At 42.0% G+C, this 16,486-nt stretch carries 21 protein-coding genes and 1 riboswitch; of the genes, 15 read left to right on the forward strand and 6 right to left on the reverse strand.

What is annotated here, in order from left to right; all coding sequences use genetic code 11:
- Positions 1-600: 600 nt before the first annotated feature.
- On the forward strand, positions 601-1,116 hold the full coding sequence (locus tag ACQKFO_RS09550) for an SRPBCC domain-containing protein (RefSeq protein ID WP_427598293.1): 516 nt from the start codon (positions 601-603) through the stop codon (positions 1,114-1,116).
- Positions 1,117-1,161: 45 nt separating this feature from the next.
- Here ACQKFO_RS09550 and ACQKFO_RS09555 read toward each other — a convergent pair whose 3' ends face one another.
- Entirely contained in the window at positions 1,162-1,506 is a 345-nt protein-coding gene (locus ACQKFO_RS09555; RefSeq protein ID WP_427598295.1) for an ABC transporter, read from the reverse strand.
- Between the two features lie 56 nt (positions 1,507-1,562).
- A complete protein-coding gene (locus tag ACQKFO_RS09560) occupies positions 1,563-1,997 on the reverse strand; it encodes a hypothetical protein (protein ID WP_427598297.1) in 435 nt (144 codons plus the stop codon).
- A gap of 195 nt (positions 1,998-2,192) precedes the next feature.
- Between ACQKFO_RS09560 and ACQKFO_RS09565 the strand changes: the two genes are divergently transcribed.
- From ACQKFO_RS09565 to ACQKFO_RS09600, 8 genes are all read left to right on the forward strand, one after another.
- Positions 2,193-2,888 (forward strand): response regulator transcription factor, encoded by a 696-nt coding sequence (locus tag ACQKFO_RS09565; protein ID WP_427598299.1) that lies wholly within the window; start codon positions 2,193-2,195, stop codon positions 2,886-2,888.
- Complete coding sequence (locus ACQKFO_RS09570; RefSeq protein ID WP_427598301.1) at positions 2,878-4,242, forward strand: HAMP domain-containing sensor histidine kinase; 1,365 nt, start codon at positions 2,878-2,880, stop codon at positions 4,240-4,242. The genes ACQKFO_RS09565 and ACQKFO_RS09570 overlap by 11 nt, the downstream gene beginning before the upstream one ends.
- Positions 4,243-4,342: 100 nt before the next feature.
- Positions 4,343-4,442, forward strand: a riboswitch (purine riboswitch).
- 54 nt (positions 4,443-4,496) lie between these two features.
- On the forward strand, positions 4,497-5,489 hold the full coding sequence (add, locus tag ACQKFO_RS09575; RefSeq protein WP_427598303.1) for an adenosine deaminase: 993 nt from the start codon (positions 4,497-4,499) through the stop codon (positions 5,487-5,489).
- A 234-nt stretch (positions 5,490-5,723) separates the two neighbouring features.
- Positions 5,724-6,065, forward strand: a complete 342-nt coding sequence (locus tag ACQKFO_RS09580; RefSeq protein WP_427598305.1) for a PadR family transcriptional regulator — start codon at positions 5,724-5,726, stop codon at positions 6,063-6,065.
- Positions 6,062-7,072, forward strand: coding sequence for an HAAS signaling domain-containing protein (locus ACQKFO_RS09585; RefSeq protein WP_427598307.1), 1,011 nt, complete (start codon positions 6,062-6,064; stop codon positions 7,070-7,072). Before ACQKFO_RS09580 ends, ACQKFO_RS09585 begins: the two co-directional genes overlap by 4 nt.
- Positions 7,073-7,381: 309 nt before the next feature.
- Positions 7,382-7,624, forward strand: coding sequence for a superinfection immunity protein (locus ACQKFO_RS09590; protein ID WP_427598309.1), 243 nt, complete (start codon positions 7,382-7,384; stop codon positions 7,622-7,624).
- Between the two features lie 120 nt (positions 7,625-7,744).
- Positions 7,745-8,167 (forward strand): DUF4181 domain-containing protein, encoded by a 423-nt coding sequence (locus tag ACQKFO_RS09595; protein ID WP_427598311.1) that lies wholly within the window; start codon positions 7,745-7,747, stop codon positions 8,165-8,167.
- 29 nt (positions 8,168-8,196) lie between these two features.
- Positions 8,197-8,616 carry a DUF4181 domain-containing protein gene (locus ACQKFO_RS09600; protein WP_427598313.1) on the forward strand — a complete coding sequence of 140 codons (420 nt, stop codon included), beginning with the start codon at positions 8,197-8,199 and terminating at the stop codon, positions 8,614-8,616.
- A 244-nt stretch (positions 8,617-8,860) separates the two neighbouring features.
- Here the strand turns inward: ACQKFO_RS09600 and ACQKFO_RS09605 are convergent, their stop codons facing one another.
- Entirely contained in the window at positions 8,861-9,529 is a 669-nt protein-coding gene (locus tag ACQKFO_RS09605) for a Type 1 glutamine amidotransferase-like domain-containing protein (protein ID WP_427598888.1), read from the reverse strand.
- Between the two features lie 339 nt (positions 9,530-9,868).
- Between ACQKFO_RS09605 and ACQKFO_RS09610 the strand changes: the two genes are divergently transcribed.
- From ACQKFO_RS09610 to ACQKFO_RS09625, 4 genes are all read left to right on the forward strand, one after another.
- Positions 9,869-10,288 carry a GNAT family N-acetyltransferase gene (locus ACQKFO_RS09610; RefSeq protein WP_427598315.1) on the forward strand — a complete coding sequence of 140 codons (420 nt, stop codon included), beginning with the start codon at positions 9,869-9,871 and terminating at the stop codon, positions 10,286-10,288.
- Between the two features lie 51 nt (positions 10,289-10,339).
- Complete coding sequence (locus ACQKFO_RS09615) at positions 10,340-10,708, forward strand: YxiJ family protein (RefSeq protein WP_427598317.1); 369 nt, start codon at positions 10,340-10,342, stop codon at positions 10,706-10,708.
- A gap of 150 nt (positions 10,709-10,858) precedes the next feature.
- Positions 10,859-11,320, forward strand: a complete 462-nt coding sequence (locus ACQKFO_RS09620) for a hypothetical protein (RefSeq protein ID WP_427598319.1) — start codon at positions 10,859-10,861, stop codon at positions 11,318-11,320.
- A gap of 106 nt (positions 11,321-11,426) precedes the next feature.
- Positions 11,427-11,993 carry an ATP-binding protein gene (locus ACQKFO_RS09625; protein WP_427598321.1) on the forward strand — a complete coding sequence of 189 codons (567 nt, stop codon included), beginning with the start codon at positions 11,427-11,429 and terminating at the stop codon, positions 11,991-11,993.
- A gap of 571 nt (positions 11,994-12,564) precedes the next feature.
- On the opposite strand, the gene ACQKFO_RS09630 is transcribed toward ACQKFO_RS09625, so the two are convergent.
- A complete protein-coding gene (locus ACQKFO_RS09630; RefSeq protein WP_427598323.1) occupies positions 12,565-13,755 on the reverse strand; it encodes an MFS transporter in 1,191 nt (396 codons plus the stop codon).
- Positions 13,756-14,055: 300 nt separating this feature from the next.
- Between ACQKFO_RS09630 and ACQKFO_RS09635 the strand changes: the two genes are divergently transcribed.
- Together ACQKFO_RS09635 and ACQKFO_RS09640 are read left to right on the forward strand one after the other, a co-directional pair.
- Complete coding sequence (locus ACQKFO_RS09635) at positions 14,056-14,640, forward strand: type 1 glutamine amidotransferase family protein (RefSeq protein WP_427598325.1); 585 nt, start codon at positions 14,056-14,058, stop codon at positions 14,638-14,640.
- 42 nt (positions 14,641-14,682) lie between these two features.
- Entirely contained in the window at positions 14,683-15,138 is a 456-nt protein-coding gene (locus ACQKFO_RS09640; RefSeq protein WP_427598327.1) for a GNAT family N-acetyltransferase, read from the forward strand.
- A 100-nt stretch (positions 15,139-15,238) separates the two neighbouring features.
- Here ACQKFO_RS09640 and ACQKFO_RS09645 read toward each other — a convergent pair whose 3' ends face one another.
- Together ACQKFO_RS09645 and ACQKFO_RS09650 are read right to left on the reverse strand one after the other, a co-directional pair.
- Entirely contained in the window at positions 15,239-15,481 is a 243-nt protein-coding gene (locus tag ACQKFO_RS09645) for a hypothetical protein (protein ID WP_427598329.1), read from the reverse strand.
- A gap of 78 nt (positions 15,482-15,559) precedes the next feature.
- Positions 15,560-16,183, reverse strand: coding sequence for an HNH endonuclease family protein (locus tag ACQKFO_RS09650; RefSeq protein ID WP_427598331.1), 624 nt, complete (start codon positions 16,181-16,183; stop codon positions 15,560-15,562).
- Positions 16,184-16,486: the final 303 nt, after the last annotated feature.

The raw sequence follows: 16,486 nt of genomic DNA on the forward strand, positions 1-16,486 counted from the left end.
CTAAATAAATTGTAAAAATTGGCGGTGAGCGTATGTTGGAAAATATGTATCTATTAAGTTTTATAGTTTTAACAATTATATATATCTATATTTTTTATTCTAAAAAAATTAAATTTAGAATGATACATGCTCTCCTATATCTAATTGTACTTGTAGTGTTTTTTCGGATATACATGAATTGATATAATATAAAAGTTTGACCAGTCAATTGGGTAGAGTAGGCACGGTTCCGCTCTACCCATATTTTTTGAAACAAGGGAGGAGATCTCTCCTCTCTTGTAAAACTTTAGCGAAATGGGGTCAGCCCCCGTTATCAAGAACCTCAAAATAAAAGAAGGAAATAAGGAATCTTTGAAGAATAGTACAAGCGGATACTGGTTTCTTACTGGAGGTTGATCCCATTCATTCTTTTCCGGCTATCATGTCCGCGTTGATTTGACGGATGTTATGTATTCCCTATTGCAATGGGGTGATCCTCGGGTATTTTACATCTTAGGGTAAATGTTGCTGACAGTGTCCTCCGTTTTTTTGCCGTGAAACGAAATACTGTTCTATGATGTGATTCGAATCAACATACTCTAATGTTCGGGAGGAAATGAAATGTCCAACAATACGTTGACTTCAAAGGTGGAGAATGATCGGGTACTTGTGCTTGAACGGGATTTTGATGCGCCGCGTGAGCTAGTGTTTACTATGTTTAAAGACTCTGAACATCTCAAACAGTGGTGGGGACCAAGGGGCTGGGAGCTTCCCGTTTGTAACGTGGATTTCCGGCCGGGAGGTGTGTGGCACTTCTGCATGAAGTGCACGGATCAGAATCAAGGAGAATTCTTCGGTATGGAATCTTGGGGAAAAGGGGTCTACAAGGAGATCATCGAGCCGGAGAAGATCATCTACGTCGATTCCTTCTCAGATCCTGAGGGCAATACAAATGAAGACATGCCATCGACGACTAATACATTGGAATTCATCGATTTGGGTGGGAGGACGAAGCTGATCAACCGTGCTGAATATGATTCGGCAGAGTCTCTCAAGACCGTTATGGACATGGGTGTGATAGAAGGCATCACCGAAACGTGGGACCGCCTGGAGGAAGCCCTTCAGAAGGTGAAATAATGAACTTAGGGACGGACCTCCTCTTTAGAGAGGTCCGTCCCTCTTTCAATTCCATCGGAGCGATTTCTTAAACTCACGAAACGCCTGCTGAGAGTACTCATCCCCAAACGTTCGAATGACTCCTTCTATGTTTTCTTTTTCCTGAATTAAGACGGGATGTATTTCCGTTGTATTGGCCACTTCATAGACGGCATGAAGAAAATCGACCATTTCCTTTATTAAAAACCCATTTCGCAATTTCACTAATTCCTGGATGACGACAGGTATGTACTGAAAAGCTTCCTCTGAAGTCATGCTAGTAGTGATCTCCTCAAAGAAATGGCCGAAATACCATTCATCCTGATCAAGTTTCTCCTGCCAGTTATGGAATACTTCATGTAGTGGTTTCACGGAATTCATCCCTTTCTTAGGGACGGACCTCCTCTTTGGAGAGGTCCGTCCCTCTTTCACTTATTCAAAAACTCTTTAGCAAGTACATGATCAGGGTTTAATGCCAGCATCCTTCTCGCCGTATCAGAGGCTTCCTCTTCACTGACGACTTTATGGGGGATTTGATGCAAGAATAATAGGTTGGATAAGTACTTGATATCTTGTCGGTCTGTTAATTCCACACATCGCCTTGCATGATAAAGGGCAGCGTAATAAGCACCGTCCAGGTAATTTAGTGGAACCACCATCAATCGAAACGCCGTCTCATGTAACTCAACGATTTCCTCTTCGACTAGTAAACTCATAATGAAGGCGTAATTCGTTATACTTGAATCCTTGAAGGCCGTTTCCATCAGTTTTTCATCGAGTTCTGAATAGGAAAGGTCATTCGCCATTTCTTTTGCTTCTTCAAAATGGCCTTTTATGATGAATTCATTTAGTTTGTTTGTCATGTTCATTACCCACCAATTGCTACTTTTTTAAAAAATGAGCCTTATATTTCAAGGCCATTAACTAGTTCATTGTACACGACTTCCTTAACCCCAACCTTAAAGCAACCTTAAATTAACCATAAATCTCAAAAATCGCTGACAATTTCATGGTAAAATAGGATGAAAATTTGATTTTACAAGACTGGGAGTAAGGGTATGGCAGAGTTGATTTATATAGCAGAAGATGATGTGGAAATTAACCAACTGATCAGCCTTCATTTGCGGAATGAAGGTTATCGGGTGGAGCAGAGTTATGATGGAGATGAAGTGATCCGTAAATGCAGGGAGAAGCGGCCGAGCCTTCTTATCCTGGACTTGATGATGCCGAAAGTGGACGGGTTTCAGGTGATCAAGGAAATTCGGAAAAACTGTAAGGTCCCGATCATGCTGCTGACAGCGAGGGCGGATGATGCAGATAAAGTGTTGGGATTCGGGCTGGGGGCAGATGACTATGTCGTAAAGCCCTTCAGTATGGTTGAGCTCGTATCGAGAGTGAATGCCCAGATTCGAAGGTATACAGATTATAGTGTGGTGGATGAGGAACCTGTCATTCGCAACGGATCCTTGGAGTATGATCCGATCAATCAGACGGTGACGAAGGATGGAGAGCGGCTCTTACTGACCCCGAAGGAGACGAAGCTGCTATCGATTTTCATGAAGAATGTGAACCGGTTGTATACGAAGGCCCAGTTGTATGAGCTTGTATGGAATACGGACTACATTGGGGACAGCAATACGATCATGGTCCATATCAGTCGGATCAGGGAACAAATTGAATCGGATCCTAAATCCCCGACGTACATCACGACGGTGAAAGGACTCGGCTATCGGATGGAGAATCATGAAGACTAATCCGATCCTCCTCAAAAAGCCCATCTCCATCACCAAGCAGTTTTTTATCAACTATGCTTTATTGTTCATCATTTTACTCGGAGTAGGGACGTTCACCCTGGTGGCAAACTTTGTGTATGTCGAGACCGTGTATGAGGATTTGGATCAGGACTTTCTGAAAGGGACGTATGAAGATGCGAAGAAATTGGGGATGAAAGCGGCATTCCAGAAGAATGAGCTGCCGGATCATGCCTATCTTGAAATCGTCAGTCCCGATTATACGGTGACTGATCAATTCAATAGTCCACACAAGATCGGGTATAACTATGGATTGAATGAATTTCTGAAGGAAACCGACACGTATGATACGGATTTATATATCCCGGAAAAGGGGGGAGAGTATCTATTACTCTATTTCCCCGCAGATGACTATTTCCAATTGGATGATGTGTTCTTCTTCACCATCATCTTTTTCATGGTGTGCTTGATCGTCATTCTGTATTGGTATGTGAAGAGAACATCCGTCCAGCTCATTCAGCCGATTCAGAAGCTTCTGAAGGGAATCGATTCGATTTCATCAGGAAACTATGGAGAGAAAATCGAGTTCGAGGCGAATCAGGAATTGAACCAGTTGAAGAATAACATTAACCAAATGGCCGAGACGATCGGCACAGAAATCGCATTGAAGGAAAGGTCCGAGAACTTGAGGAAACAGCTGATCCTGGATATTTCCCACGATTTGAAAACTCCATTAACGAATATACAGGGTTACGCTGAGACGTTGACCAGTTTGACGAATCTGAGTCGAATGGATCAGAAGAAATATACCGACATCATCGTGTCCAACAGCAAGAGAGCAAACCGGCTCATCCATGACCTGTTCGACCTGTCCCATCTGGATATAGACTGCGATTCGGTTTCCCTTAAGGAAAAGGATATGGCCGAATGGCTTCGTACCATGCTTTCTTCCTTTGTTGAAGAGTTCGAGGAAAAAGGGATGGAGTATCACCTGGATATAACTGAGGATACTCTGATGGTGAAGTTCGATCCTTCCAAGCTTGAGAGGGCGATTACGAATATTCTTCAGAATGGGATGGCGTACAGTGATGGATATCTGTCCATTTCACTCAAGCAGGAACAGAATGAGGCCGTGATGATCATAGAAGACAGGGGAATAGGGATCCCTGCCGTCTACCATGAAAAGATATTCGAGCCGTTTGTGCGGATGGACGAATCCCGGAATGGTGAAACCGGGGGAACCGGACTGGGGCTCTCGATTGCCAAGAAAATCATCGAGCAAAGTGGTGGGACCATTGAGTTGGATGCGGCTTATGATGACGGTTGCCGGTTTGTGGTGAGGTTTTGCGGATCATGAGGAAGGTTCTGCTGCTTCGTCCTGATCTAATAGGAAGCATGAGAACCGTCCCCACGCTTCCCCTTGACAAGGAATGATAATTTTATTATCGTAATAAAAAACCAAATACAATTCTCACATTCGTATAACTCCAATAATATGGTTTGGAGGTCTCTACCAGGAACCAATAAATCCTGATTACGAAGAAGATACATTTATGTGTATTTTCTTCGTAATCAGGATTTTTTTATTTGAAAAATTGAGGAGGTACAACAATGAATCATTCTACAATGCCTAAAATTGAACTGCACTGCCATTTGGATGGGAGTGTCCGACCTGAGACGATCATTGATATCGCAAAGAGAGAGGGAATCCATATCCCTTCCTTTGATATAGAAGAGATGAAAGAAGAGCTCATTGCCCCATTAGACTGCGAATCCTTGGATGAATACTTGGAGAAATTTTCGATCCCTAATGCCGTTATGCAGTCAAAGGAAAATCTAAAGAGAATCACCTTTGAGCTTTATGAGGATGCAGCCAAGGAAAACGTAAAATATATGGAGGTTCGGTTCGCTCCACTACTTCATACAGAGAAGGGATTATCGGTAGAAGAAATCATTGGTAGTGTGATCGAGGGAATGAAAGAAGCAGAAGAACAATTTGATATTAAAGGGAATATCATTTTGTCCTGTATGAGAACGATGTCGGCGGAACGTGCCTTTGAGGTCGTCGAACAGGGGAAGAGCTTCCTTGGAAAGGGAGTCGTCGCGATTGATTTATGTGCTTCCGAAGAGGAAGGATTCTGCGGGAAATTCATTGAACCCATCGCACTTGCCCGGGAATATGGCTACAGAGTCACGATCCACGCCGGTGAAACGGGAATCGGAAGAAATGTGCTCGAGGCGGTTGAATGGTTAGGGGCGGAAAGAATCGGACATGGTGTTTATATTACAGACTGTCCGGAAGCATATCAGATTGTAAAGGAAAAACAGATCGTTCTTGAAATCTGCCCAACGAGTAACGTTCAAACGAAAGCCGTAAACCAATTCCGTGATCACCCCCTATACGATTTTCATAGGGACGGAATCAAAATCACCATCAATACAGACAACAGAACGGTATCCGACACTACGATGACAAAGGAATGCGAGCTGGTCTGGGGTGAATTTGCGATGAGTGATGAGGATTATCGAGAGATCTATATGAACAGTGTGGAAGCTGCTTTTGCGAGTGATGAGGTGAAGGAAGGGTTGAAGAAGTATTTGTAATGAGCCATGGGGAGCCATAGGGACAGGTTCCTTGTCCCCGTTTTGTATGAGAGCCACGGTACCTGTCCCCGTGGTTCGCTTCGTAAGAATAAAGAAGGATCAAAGAACAATCTAACGTTCTTTGATCTTTTTTTTGAAAAAAACGTTCTATTACGCACGTCCATAGTGTATGATACATAGTATAAACTATATAGTGTACGACACACAGTATAATTCAATCAATGAGGTGAACATATGGATAAGTCACTGCTGACATCCTTGACGACGGAACTGCGGAGGGGGACATTGACCCTGGCGGTATTAAGTCAATTGCGGACACCGCAGTATGGATATTCACTTGTCCAATTACTGGAGAAAAGCGGAATTTCAATGGAGCAGAGTACACTCTATCCGCTGTTGCGCCGTCTGGAGAAGCAAGAACTGGTCACAAGCAGCTGGGACCGGTCGGAAAGCAGGCCGAGGAGATATTATGTGCTGAGCGAATACGGCACTGAGATCTTGGGACAGTTACAGACCGAATGGGAAAAGATGTCTGGGGAATTGGCCATTTTATTAAAAGGGGATGAGGAAGGATGAAGCTTGTTGAACTCTATATTCAAGAAGTGATGAGAAGGCTGCCGGAGAAGAATCGGGAAGATATTGCCCTTGAATTGAAATCCACGATTGAAGACATGCTGCCGGAGGAGTATACAGAGGATGATGTGAGAGAGGTGCTTACGTCACTGGGGAATCCGGCCGTGCTTGCTTCGAATTATCAAGACAGGCCGATGCACCTGATCGGACCAAGATATTATGATCTGTATATGACGCTCTTGAAGATCATTCTCCCGATTTCTGCAGCGATCACGTTCATCGTGTTAGCCGTATCATCTGTATTGAGCTACTCTGGGGAATCAAGTCCGATTGAGATATTCCTGTCCATCGCAGGAAATGGGATTGTCGAAGTCATCGGAACAGGAATGCAGGTCTTCTTTTGGCTGACCCTCACATTCGCCGTCATCGAGCGGACCGTTTCATCGGACAGTCAGCTTCCAATCACCATGAGAGGAACAGAGTGGACGCCGGATGACTTGAAAGACATCCCGTATGTCCCGAAAGAAAAACGAATTTCCAAGCTGGAGATTTTCGGAGGTCTGATTTGGACGGTCATCTGGTCAACCTGTTACTTTAAAGCGTCAAGTATCGTCGGCTTGTATGAAAAAGGTGACAACGAAAGAACGTTCACTCCCTTCTTTGATGGGGAAGTGCTCATCGGGTATTGGCCGTTGGTCGTGTTCCTGATTGGCTTGGAACTTTTCCTGCTTCTTAGAAAATGGAAAGCGGGGGTCTGGACCAGGAAGCTTGCTATCGTGAATGCAGTATTTCAGTTCATTCCTGTTCTGGCCTTTATGTTTATGTTCAGGAACATGGAGGTGCTGAATGCAGATTTCATAGTTAGGATACAGGAACTGTTCGACGGCTCTTTCAATTTTCAATGGCTTTACCTGACCGTATCGGTTGGATTATTGGTTACTGCAGTGATTAATAGCTATGATGGGTTTAAGAAGGCTTTAAAAATGAATGGGACGGATAGGGTTCTGTGAATGGAGAAAGGTTCTGATCTGGAGATCGGAGCCTTTTTTTCTTGGGTGATAAGGTATATGAGAGTGCTTTTAAAAAGAAGATAGTGAATGAAAATATGTAGTTCGTATTGCAGGGAGAAATGATGAATTAGCAACCCAGAATATCGAGATGTGTTAGAAATTGTAAAAAATAAATAGGTAATTTATGTTAAAATATCTTTAGAAACGTGGTGCTTTCCATTAACGGCAGGAGATTGAATAAGCAGAATAACGATAAAACAAAATGATTACATTCGTTGTCGTAAATACCGATATCAGAAGTACAAAAAAATGAGGGGAGAGGAAATTTTATGGGAAGTAATCATGGTTATATTACCTTTAATTCTAATAGGTTTTATTTATTTTATCCCAAGCTACATTGCTAGTAAAAAAAATAAGCATAACAAAATTCTCATTTATATTATTAATTTCTTTTTAGGGTGGAGTTTGTTTGGTTGGTTCGCCGCTTTATTTTTGGCACTTAAAAAAGATCATCGCGATCAATTGGCAATGAATAAAGGGCTTAGTAAATAAGGTGAAGCAAGGGGACGGTTCTGCTGCTTCGTCTTTACGAAAAGGAAGCACGAGAACCTTCCCAGTGCTTCTAGGTGCTTCGCCAAGCAAAGAGCAGTTTTTTTATATAGGAGTGTTTTTGTGTTCTGGGTAAAATTTAGTTTGATGGCGATAATAGTTTTCTGCCTTATCTCAATGGTTAAGTTTCTTTTAAGAAAGATTTTTAAAATAGAGAAAGTGAAAAGGAAATTCTTTTCCAATAATCATATCAATGAGTCCCATCGTAAAGTCGACAAGTGGGTGAGGATTCTTACTGCAATCACTTTAATGGTTTTAGCCATTATGATGATGAACAATGAAGACTTAACCTACTTATACATATTAGGGTTTACCACCTTATCTGCATTGGACTATGCTGTAAAGGCATTCTTTGAATGGAAATCCAGCGAATATCCAAAGCAAGCTATTTTGACGTTAGCTGAAATGTTCTTGGTGTTAATGAAGCAAGGGGACGGTTCTGCTGCTTCATTTACCAATATTATGTCATTTAGATGTCGGTATTAAAAAAATCTTTTTCATAAAGGGGGAGGAAAATGGGACTCTTCTTCTTAAAAATAATTCTCATCATTTCGATTTACCTTTTGTTGATGTACACATTCCACCAGGGGTTAAGCAGATGGCTCGGTGTGAGCAAACGGAAAATATTTGCCCATGATATCATCAATGAAAAACATGAAAAAGCGGATAGAATACACAGGAGAATCATGGTGGTCGTCTTGTTCTCGTGTGTAATCATAGATGTTATTTTTGATTTTGAGCACTGGTATCAAAATCCTTACTCTTATATTTTACTCCTTCTCATCAGCGGTTCATTCTTGAAAGCCTATATGGAATGGAAATATGTTAAGGATAAAAGTGAATTTACATATACAGTATTGGAAACCAGTTTGAATGTTGTACTATTAATCTTGTTATTGTCCGTAGGAATTGGTTTTTTAAACAACTCATTCTAAGAGCAAGGGGACGGTTCTGCTGCTACGTCTTTACGAAAAGGAAGCACGAGAACCGTCCCGGTGCTTCAATGATCGGGCAGGGTTGTTGAAGAGAGAGAATACTGCAAATAATGGGTAACTTCAGGAGAATGCAGATTTTTAGCCATATGAAAAAGCCTAATTCCTCAACTCAAGTAAAGAAATCAGGCTTTTTTCAATAATCCATTACCCTACCTTGCTTAAATGTGGGCTGACCGTCTCGATATTAAGGGGAAAATAGCTTCCATTGCCCCTCAGAAATAACCTCAACGTTCCCATCGGTCACTTTGATGGCGGTCTGATCGTCAATCGCGTACCCGGGCACTGAGACGCCGGAGGCCCACTTTTCTGCATTGACCAAGGTATTGTCGGGTAACATCTCGTGATCCAGGTGAGGAAACAACGCAAAATCCACCAGACCCAGCGCTTTATCTTCCCCAGTGGGAGGGCGCCAGCCTACGAATTCTTCGCCGATTTTCGGTGCCATCACCATGCTTCCAGCGCTCATTCCCACATAGACGGCATCCAGTGATGGTAAAAGGTCTGCAAGCCCCGATTGCCGCATCCAGTGGTACAGGTAGAGGGCGTCGCCTCCAGACACAAGAAGGACGTCCGTCTCCCGGACAAGGGGCACCCAGCGGTCTTCGTCGATGCTTGGCAGCGCTGTGAGCTCCAGAACGCCGACAGACTTCCAGCCCAGGTCGACCATGGGATTCTCGGAATTCCCGCTGATGAACTGCCAGGCTTTGTCGCCGGGACCGACCCAGGGGTGTCCGTACATCGCGGTGGGGATGCACAGCGCGTTGGAGTCGGCGATCGGCTTGTCGAGCATGTCCACCAGCGCGTTGTGGATCTTCGGGTTATTGACGCCCGCGGACGTTAGCAGAAGTTTCATTCCCGACGTTTTTGAATCCTCTAAATGATTTTGCGACATAAGTTTTTCCTCCTTATGGTCCGAACTTTTTCGTGTAATCCTTTAAGATTATTACGTATTTTTATCCTGATAGGTCGTGCATAGAAGTCACTTCTTCGATGATTAATTATCTCCTATTCATTTTATCATGTTCCCTTCAAATGTTTTTGTGTATTTACGATAAATAGCAATCTGCCTGATCTTTAATTTAAGTACTGTTCAATAAAAATGATCGATTATTCACGAAGGGCAGATTTGATTAAGAAGAAACACTGGGAAAATTTCATAAAAATTAGATACGCGATTATAGGGGGAGTATAAATGGATATAGAAATTCATAGTGATTTTGCTAATGCAAATATTGAAGAAATTAAGGATGTTTATGCTTCTGTTGGGTGGATGAAACATACAAACGAGATAATCAGGCAAGTCTTTGAAGCAAGTAATGTCGTAGCTTTAGTTAAGGTCAATGGAAGAATTATCGGGATTGGTAGAGGGATGACAGATGGCGTTTTTAATGCCGCTATTTATGATGTAGTGGTTCATCGAGATTTTCAAAGGCAAGGAATTGCCAGAAAAATTATGGAGTTTTTACTTGATAAGCTAAGTAATGTTTCTTGTGTCCATTTAATATCAACAACTGGTAATGAAGAATTTTATCGGAAGTTCAGATTAAAAAAGCTGAAAACTGGTATGGCAAGGTATTTAAATCCCAGTCTAAGTGATGAGTATTTAGAGTAAAAGCTCATGCTCCCTTAAATATATACAGACATACTCAAATAGGTGGAAAATATGAATAATAGGATAAATATACTTACTGAAATGAAAGTCGAATTAGAAAAGCCTTTTCCATATAAGGACATCAAAAAGATTCAAGATGACTTTCAAAGAGAATTTATAAGTCTATCAGATAATGAAAATAGTTTGACAGGTGATTTTAACAGTTACTGCATGAATATTGCTGGGACCCTAAGTTATGTTCTAGCAGGTAATACAAAGGAGATTCCCAAAGGTCAAATTGATCTTTTAAGAAAGTCGTTCTTTGATTTATTTACGCAATATCAGTTTTTGGAGCAAAACATACATGTCTATAAAGACTTTTATGCTGAATATAGTAAACATGAAGAAGCAAGGCAGATATTATTAATACTAGTTAAGTAATTCAGATTTTCTTCTTCTATTATCGGGGGCTTATCCAGAACAGGGTAAGCTCTTTTATTATGAATATTTCTCTTGAGTATGCTGATTGATTTTGAAATAATTGGTATTAAGTTAAAGGTCAATTGAAGAAGAAAATGAGGTGTAATAATAATGAAAAGCCTAATATTAAGTCTATCAATCCTTGTGTTCATAATGAGTGGTTGTTCGAATAGTGAACAAGTTATTGAAATTGAGAATAAAGAAAAAGCGAGTTCGCTATTTATTCAAAAAGTAGAAAACGATACTTCTTCTGAAGAATTGACAAAGGTAGTGAGTGATAAGCAACAAATAGAACAGGTTTTGACTATGGCAGAAGGTCTTGAAGTCAAAAAAATTAGCTTCGAAGAAACAATGAAAAAGATGAAAGCAACTAACACGTATATGTTTGTTTTTTCAGAAGGGAAGGAAATTCAATCAGGTGAAAAAGCACCGTTTGCTTTTTATGCCTTGGAAAATGGAACCTTCATTTTCCCGTACAATGATTTTAATTCTCCACAAAAACCTCTTATTACAGTTGAGAGACAAAAGGGATTATTGGATGAAATGAAGCAGTTGTTTGAGATTACATTTTAGATCAAACCAGTGCTATTTGCCGAATACGCAGCCGTTACTAGATTGTTCAAGTAAAGAAGGAGTTTTCGATATTAAAAAACTCAAAAGTTATGAAATAGGGGGAATTATGAAAAGGTTAGTTATTATGACAGTAGGTAAAACCCATAGTGGAAAAACTACATTTGCAAAAGCTTTAGAAAGCGAGTTAAATAATTCTTTTATAATGGACCAAGATAATAACGCTGAATTTTTAAATACATATTATAAGAATCTATTACCAAAACAAGGACCTAACATTCTAAAGCATTCTGTATCAAAGGTGATTGTTGATTATGCTAAAGAACACACGGATTTTCATATTATTGCTAGTAGTGCTAATCGTACTAGAAAAGGGAGAAAATATTTGCTGGAAGAAATATATGATAAAAATGCGTTTGTGAGTATCTTGGTTCATTTTGATATCCCTAATGAAGTTCTTTATGAAAGAGTAATTAAAAGTAAACGAAGTACTAATATACTTAGGGGAGCTTATTCTAACTTTGAGGAAGTACTTTTAAGTCAACAGAGTGGATCTATGAATAAAGATGTTGTGGACCCAGAAGAAGGGGAAGCAGATTATTTATTTGTGATTAGAGATAATAAGGAAGTTGAATCTGTTATTAAAGAAATCGTTCATATAGCTAAATGTTTATGATTCATTTCCATCCTAGTATTAAAATAACGGGGGCAATAGCTGAAGATCGGGCAAGAGTTATCTCTTTCTTTATAGAGGGAGGTTAACGGAACAAAGAAGTAAATGTTAAGGGGGAAAGAAAATGAGGAACTTTATATTTTTGAATGCAAATAGGTTACCATTCATAATTATTTCTATTTTGCTAATTGGTGAGGTTATAGCTGTAGTAAAGGAACAATCTATTTGGAATATTGTATATGTAATTATGCTAAGTATTTCGTGGTTGAGCTTTTTGCTACTTGTTTTAGTAAAACCTAAAAAAGTCGAAGAGTAATAATTGTTATTCAACTATAGGGGGCTTTAATGGAATAAGTTCCCCAAAAAATAGAAAAGCTCAGAGCAGTTATGAATTGCCCCACTTAAGGTAGACAGGTAATAAAACCTGTTTATCTTAGGAGCATTTCATAAACTCTGAGCTTTTTCCGTACTATTTACTATGAGAATTCAACTGTTATCTAACTTGTTACTATAAGATTTCCCCACAATAACTGAACCACTTACTGAACCACTTAACCCTCTTCTATAACGTCAATCACGCTAACCCCTCATGCTTCCGGTCCAATCGATGACTCAAGTAAGTCAACAGACTCGCACAAATCGCAACCACTCCACCGACAAGTGAGACATTCATCAATGGTCCTTGATGGTAGACAAGGCCACCGAGTGCCGATCCCATGGCGATACCGACATTGCTTGCAACGGGCATCAAGGAAGCGGCGAGTCCGGTTGCTTTAGGCTGATACACGCCGGCAAGGTCGATCAAGTAAAGCTGGGTTGAGGTGGTGAGCAGGATCGCCATCAAGGACATCAGGCCAATGTTGATTAGTCCGATGATAAAATGGCCGGTCGTAAAGTACAATCCGATCAGGACAAATGCCTGGATAAGGAAAACGAATCGGAGGCGTCCGATCGCATTATGACTGGCAATCTTTCCGGCCAGTATGTTGCTGAAGATCGAGATGAAACCGTAGGCGAACAGGATCAGGCTGATGGAGCTGCCTGGTGCACCCATCATGTCGAGAATCGGGACAAGATACGTGAAGACCGCATAGGTTGCGCCGAATCCGAGAGCCGGGATGAAGAAAGCCATCAAGATCCGCGGGTGGGTCAATAAAGAGAACTGATCACGCATGGAACTGCGGTATTGACTGAGCTTACTCGGCAAGTTCATGAATGATGCCAAAAAGGCAACCCCGCCAAGAATCGTCGTCAACATGAACGTGGCATGCCAGTTGTACCACTCCGCGATGACGGTACCGATGGGAACTCCGATCACGTTTGCCAGAGTGAACCCGCCGAAAACGAATGAAATGGCCACTCCGCGTTTTGTTACTGGAATCGCTTCGCTCGCGATGGTCATGGCGAGGGAAATCGAAACACCTGTGACGATGGCCGTCAGCATTCGGAGTATAAGGAGCATGATGTAACTTGTCGAGATCACGCACAACGCATTCAGAATGATGAATGCCCCTATTAAACACAACAGCCATTTGCGCTTTGGAAAATGGCTTGTTGCAGACATGACGATCGGGGTGGCGATGGCAAAGGTAATCGCAAACGCTGACACAAGCGTACCTGCCTTTGCGTTCGTTATATGAAGGCTCGAGGAAATCTCCGTTAAGATCCCGACAATGACAAATTCGCTTGTCCCGAGAACAAAAGTTAGTAAACTAAGTGTGAAGATAAGAAACCAATGTTGTTTGGATAATACAGTCTCTTGCATAAGTACCTCTTTTCTATGATGAATATACATAAGTATTTGTTTGGGCGAACAATTTAATCATCATACCATAAATTTTTTCAATAAAGCATCCCTCAAATAATAGTGTTGCCTGAACCACCAGGCCGGTAAAGCTTTATCGTACGGGGGGTCAGATTTTTTCAGATTGTTGAAAATATTTAAGGGGAAAATGGAATCTGCGTGTTAAAATATAGGAGGTTATACAGTCTGTTGTACATTCTCAACGAGGGTCGGTACCTTTTCTTGGTACATATTTCATCAAACAATAAGGAGGACACACACATGAAAAAAGTGTTGGTATTTGTGACGGATGGTTTTGCCGATTGGGAAGCAAGTTTCGTGACGCCACAGATCAATAAACCAGATACGGGGTACACCGTTCAGACCATTGCGATTGACAAGGATCCTAAGATTTCAATGGGGGGATTAACCGTTCTTCCGGATTATAGTTTACAAGACGCTCCTTTGGAATTCGAGATGCTCATTATCCCTGGAGGCACAGGGTGGAGAAAGGAAAAAAATCATCAGGCTAAGAAGCTTGTGGATGTTTGTTTTGAAAAGGACATTCCGGTAGCGGCGATTTGTGATGCGACGACTTTTCTAGGAATGCACGGGTATCTTGATCACCTGAAACATACAGGGAATTCACTGCCTTATTTAAAAGAGGGGGCACCTCATTATCGAGGCGATGAACACTATATCGAAGAACAGTCCTTTAGTGATGGCTGTCTGATCACAGCGAATGGAACAGGAGCACTGGAATTCACCAGAGATATCTTACGGAAACTGGGGATATTAGAAGAGGAACAATTAAGAGAATGGTATGGTTTATTTAAGAATGGGTCTGTAAATAAGGTCGTGGACTGAAATAACCCATCCTCATGATTAAAATAAGAGGTGTCCAATGTCATGAGCTGGAAATTGAAGAGCTTTAATGAACTGTCAACCCCTGAACTATACGGGATATTACAAGCAAGGACCCAGGTCTTTGTTGTGGAACAGGAATGTCCCTACATGGAAGTCGATGGGAAAGATCTGCGTGCCTACCATCTTTATAAAGAAGAAAACGGAGAGGTGGTTGCCTATGCCCGGCTCTTACCTGCAGGTGTTTCATACAAACAACCGTCCATCGGGAGGGTCCTCGTGAAGGAAGAATATCGTGGCAAAGGGTTCGCAAGCGAATTAGTGAAAAGAGGATTGTCTCTCATTCATGATGAGTGGGGGGAAAGAACGGTGAAGATTCAGGCTCAGGAATATTTGAGGGGGTTCTACGGGTCATTTGGATTCAGGGCGGTAACGGAAACCTATCTGGATGATGGGATCCCTCATATCGATATGATTTTGCAGGATCCTTCAGGTTTATAACAATGAAGTTGCCCGACAAACAGATCCGTTTGTCGGGCATTTTTTTCTCAACGTGCCTGATTCTGAACCGGGCACGTGATTTTATATTAGTCATTATGTCTTAAGGTCGTTCCAGCACAGCGGCGAGCATCCCATGCACAACCTCATGATCACGCACATCATGTAAACGATATTCCTCACCCGGCAGTGAATACCACTCTTCGGCGCCGACATACGTGATTTTAAGTGTCAGCACACCGTCATCATCGCAGGTGGTGATAAGTTCAAGCTCCCCACTGATCACACCGACTTCAGAGGTCATGACACCGTGGGTAGCGGTAAAAATAGTCGATTTCTTTTCCATGTAAATGCCTCCTTTTTCTGGTGGAATGATAGAGCTGCCCGTATGAAGTTGATCATACGGGCAGTCATCCTATCTGAATTAGTAAACGCAGCTGTTCAGCATGCCTTGAAGCGCGGTCTTCTCTGAAGATTGCAGGCTTAAACCCCATTTGTACTTCGTGCTGATCCACCACTTCGAGTACCCACAGTCTGCACCGGAACGCGGCGGCTGCCATGTAGATGGATCTTGGTCACCTTTGGAGCGGTTGGAGCTTGCGCTTACAGCGATCAGTTGCGGGCCGCTAAGGTCGTTGGCGAAGTCTTCGCGCTTTTGTGTCGACCAACTGCTGGCACCGGAACGCCACGCTTCAGCAAGGGGGACAACGTGATCGATGTCAAGGTCGGACGGATCGTAGAACGTGACGCCGTCGTAGTAGCTGTACCATTTACCTGACGTCACAGGACAGCTGCCGCTGTAATAGTCGGCATCACGCTGGAGCACAAGCTGGCGGGTGTCACAGCCACTGCCTTGACCGATCCAGTGCGGAAATTTGTCCCGGGAGTAGCCGGTCATGGAGCCTTCGGATTTCACAGTCAGTGAGTTCAGTTGTGATTGGGCCGTGGACTTGGACGGTGTTCCGGGTGGGAATGCAAAGGCTGACGGCAGGAATAAAGCGAACGAGAGAAGTAGTGCAACAACAAACAACAGCGATTTCTTTAGCATGGGAATGCCTCCTGTATGTATTTTTTTATATCAACATCTCATTCTGAGAGAATGGGATATTAATAGTAAGCCCGCAACCTAAACGACGTAGTACATAGAGAAAAGATCGATTTCATGTTGATGTGATTTTCATAGAAGATTGGCGCTGGGTTCGCCTCTACCTGAAATGATAGTGGATGGAATAACCTTCTAACAAGTTAAAATTTTGTAAATCATGGCACTTTACAAAGGTTGAATCCTTCTTCCTATTCCTTCTGGAGCATGTGATCATTGCGGTTCTGATAAGAGTGAGTCGTTACACCT

It is taken from the genome of Rossellomorea sp. NPDC071047, assembly GCF_050270195.1.
GTDB lineage: Bacteria > Bacillota > Bacilli > Bacillales > Bacillaceae_B > Rossellomorea.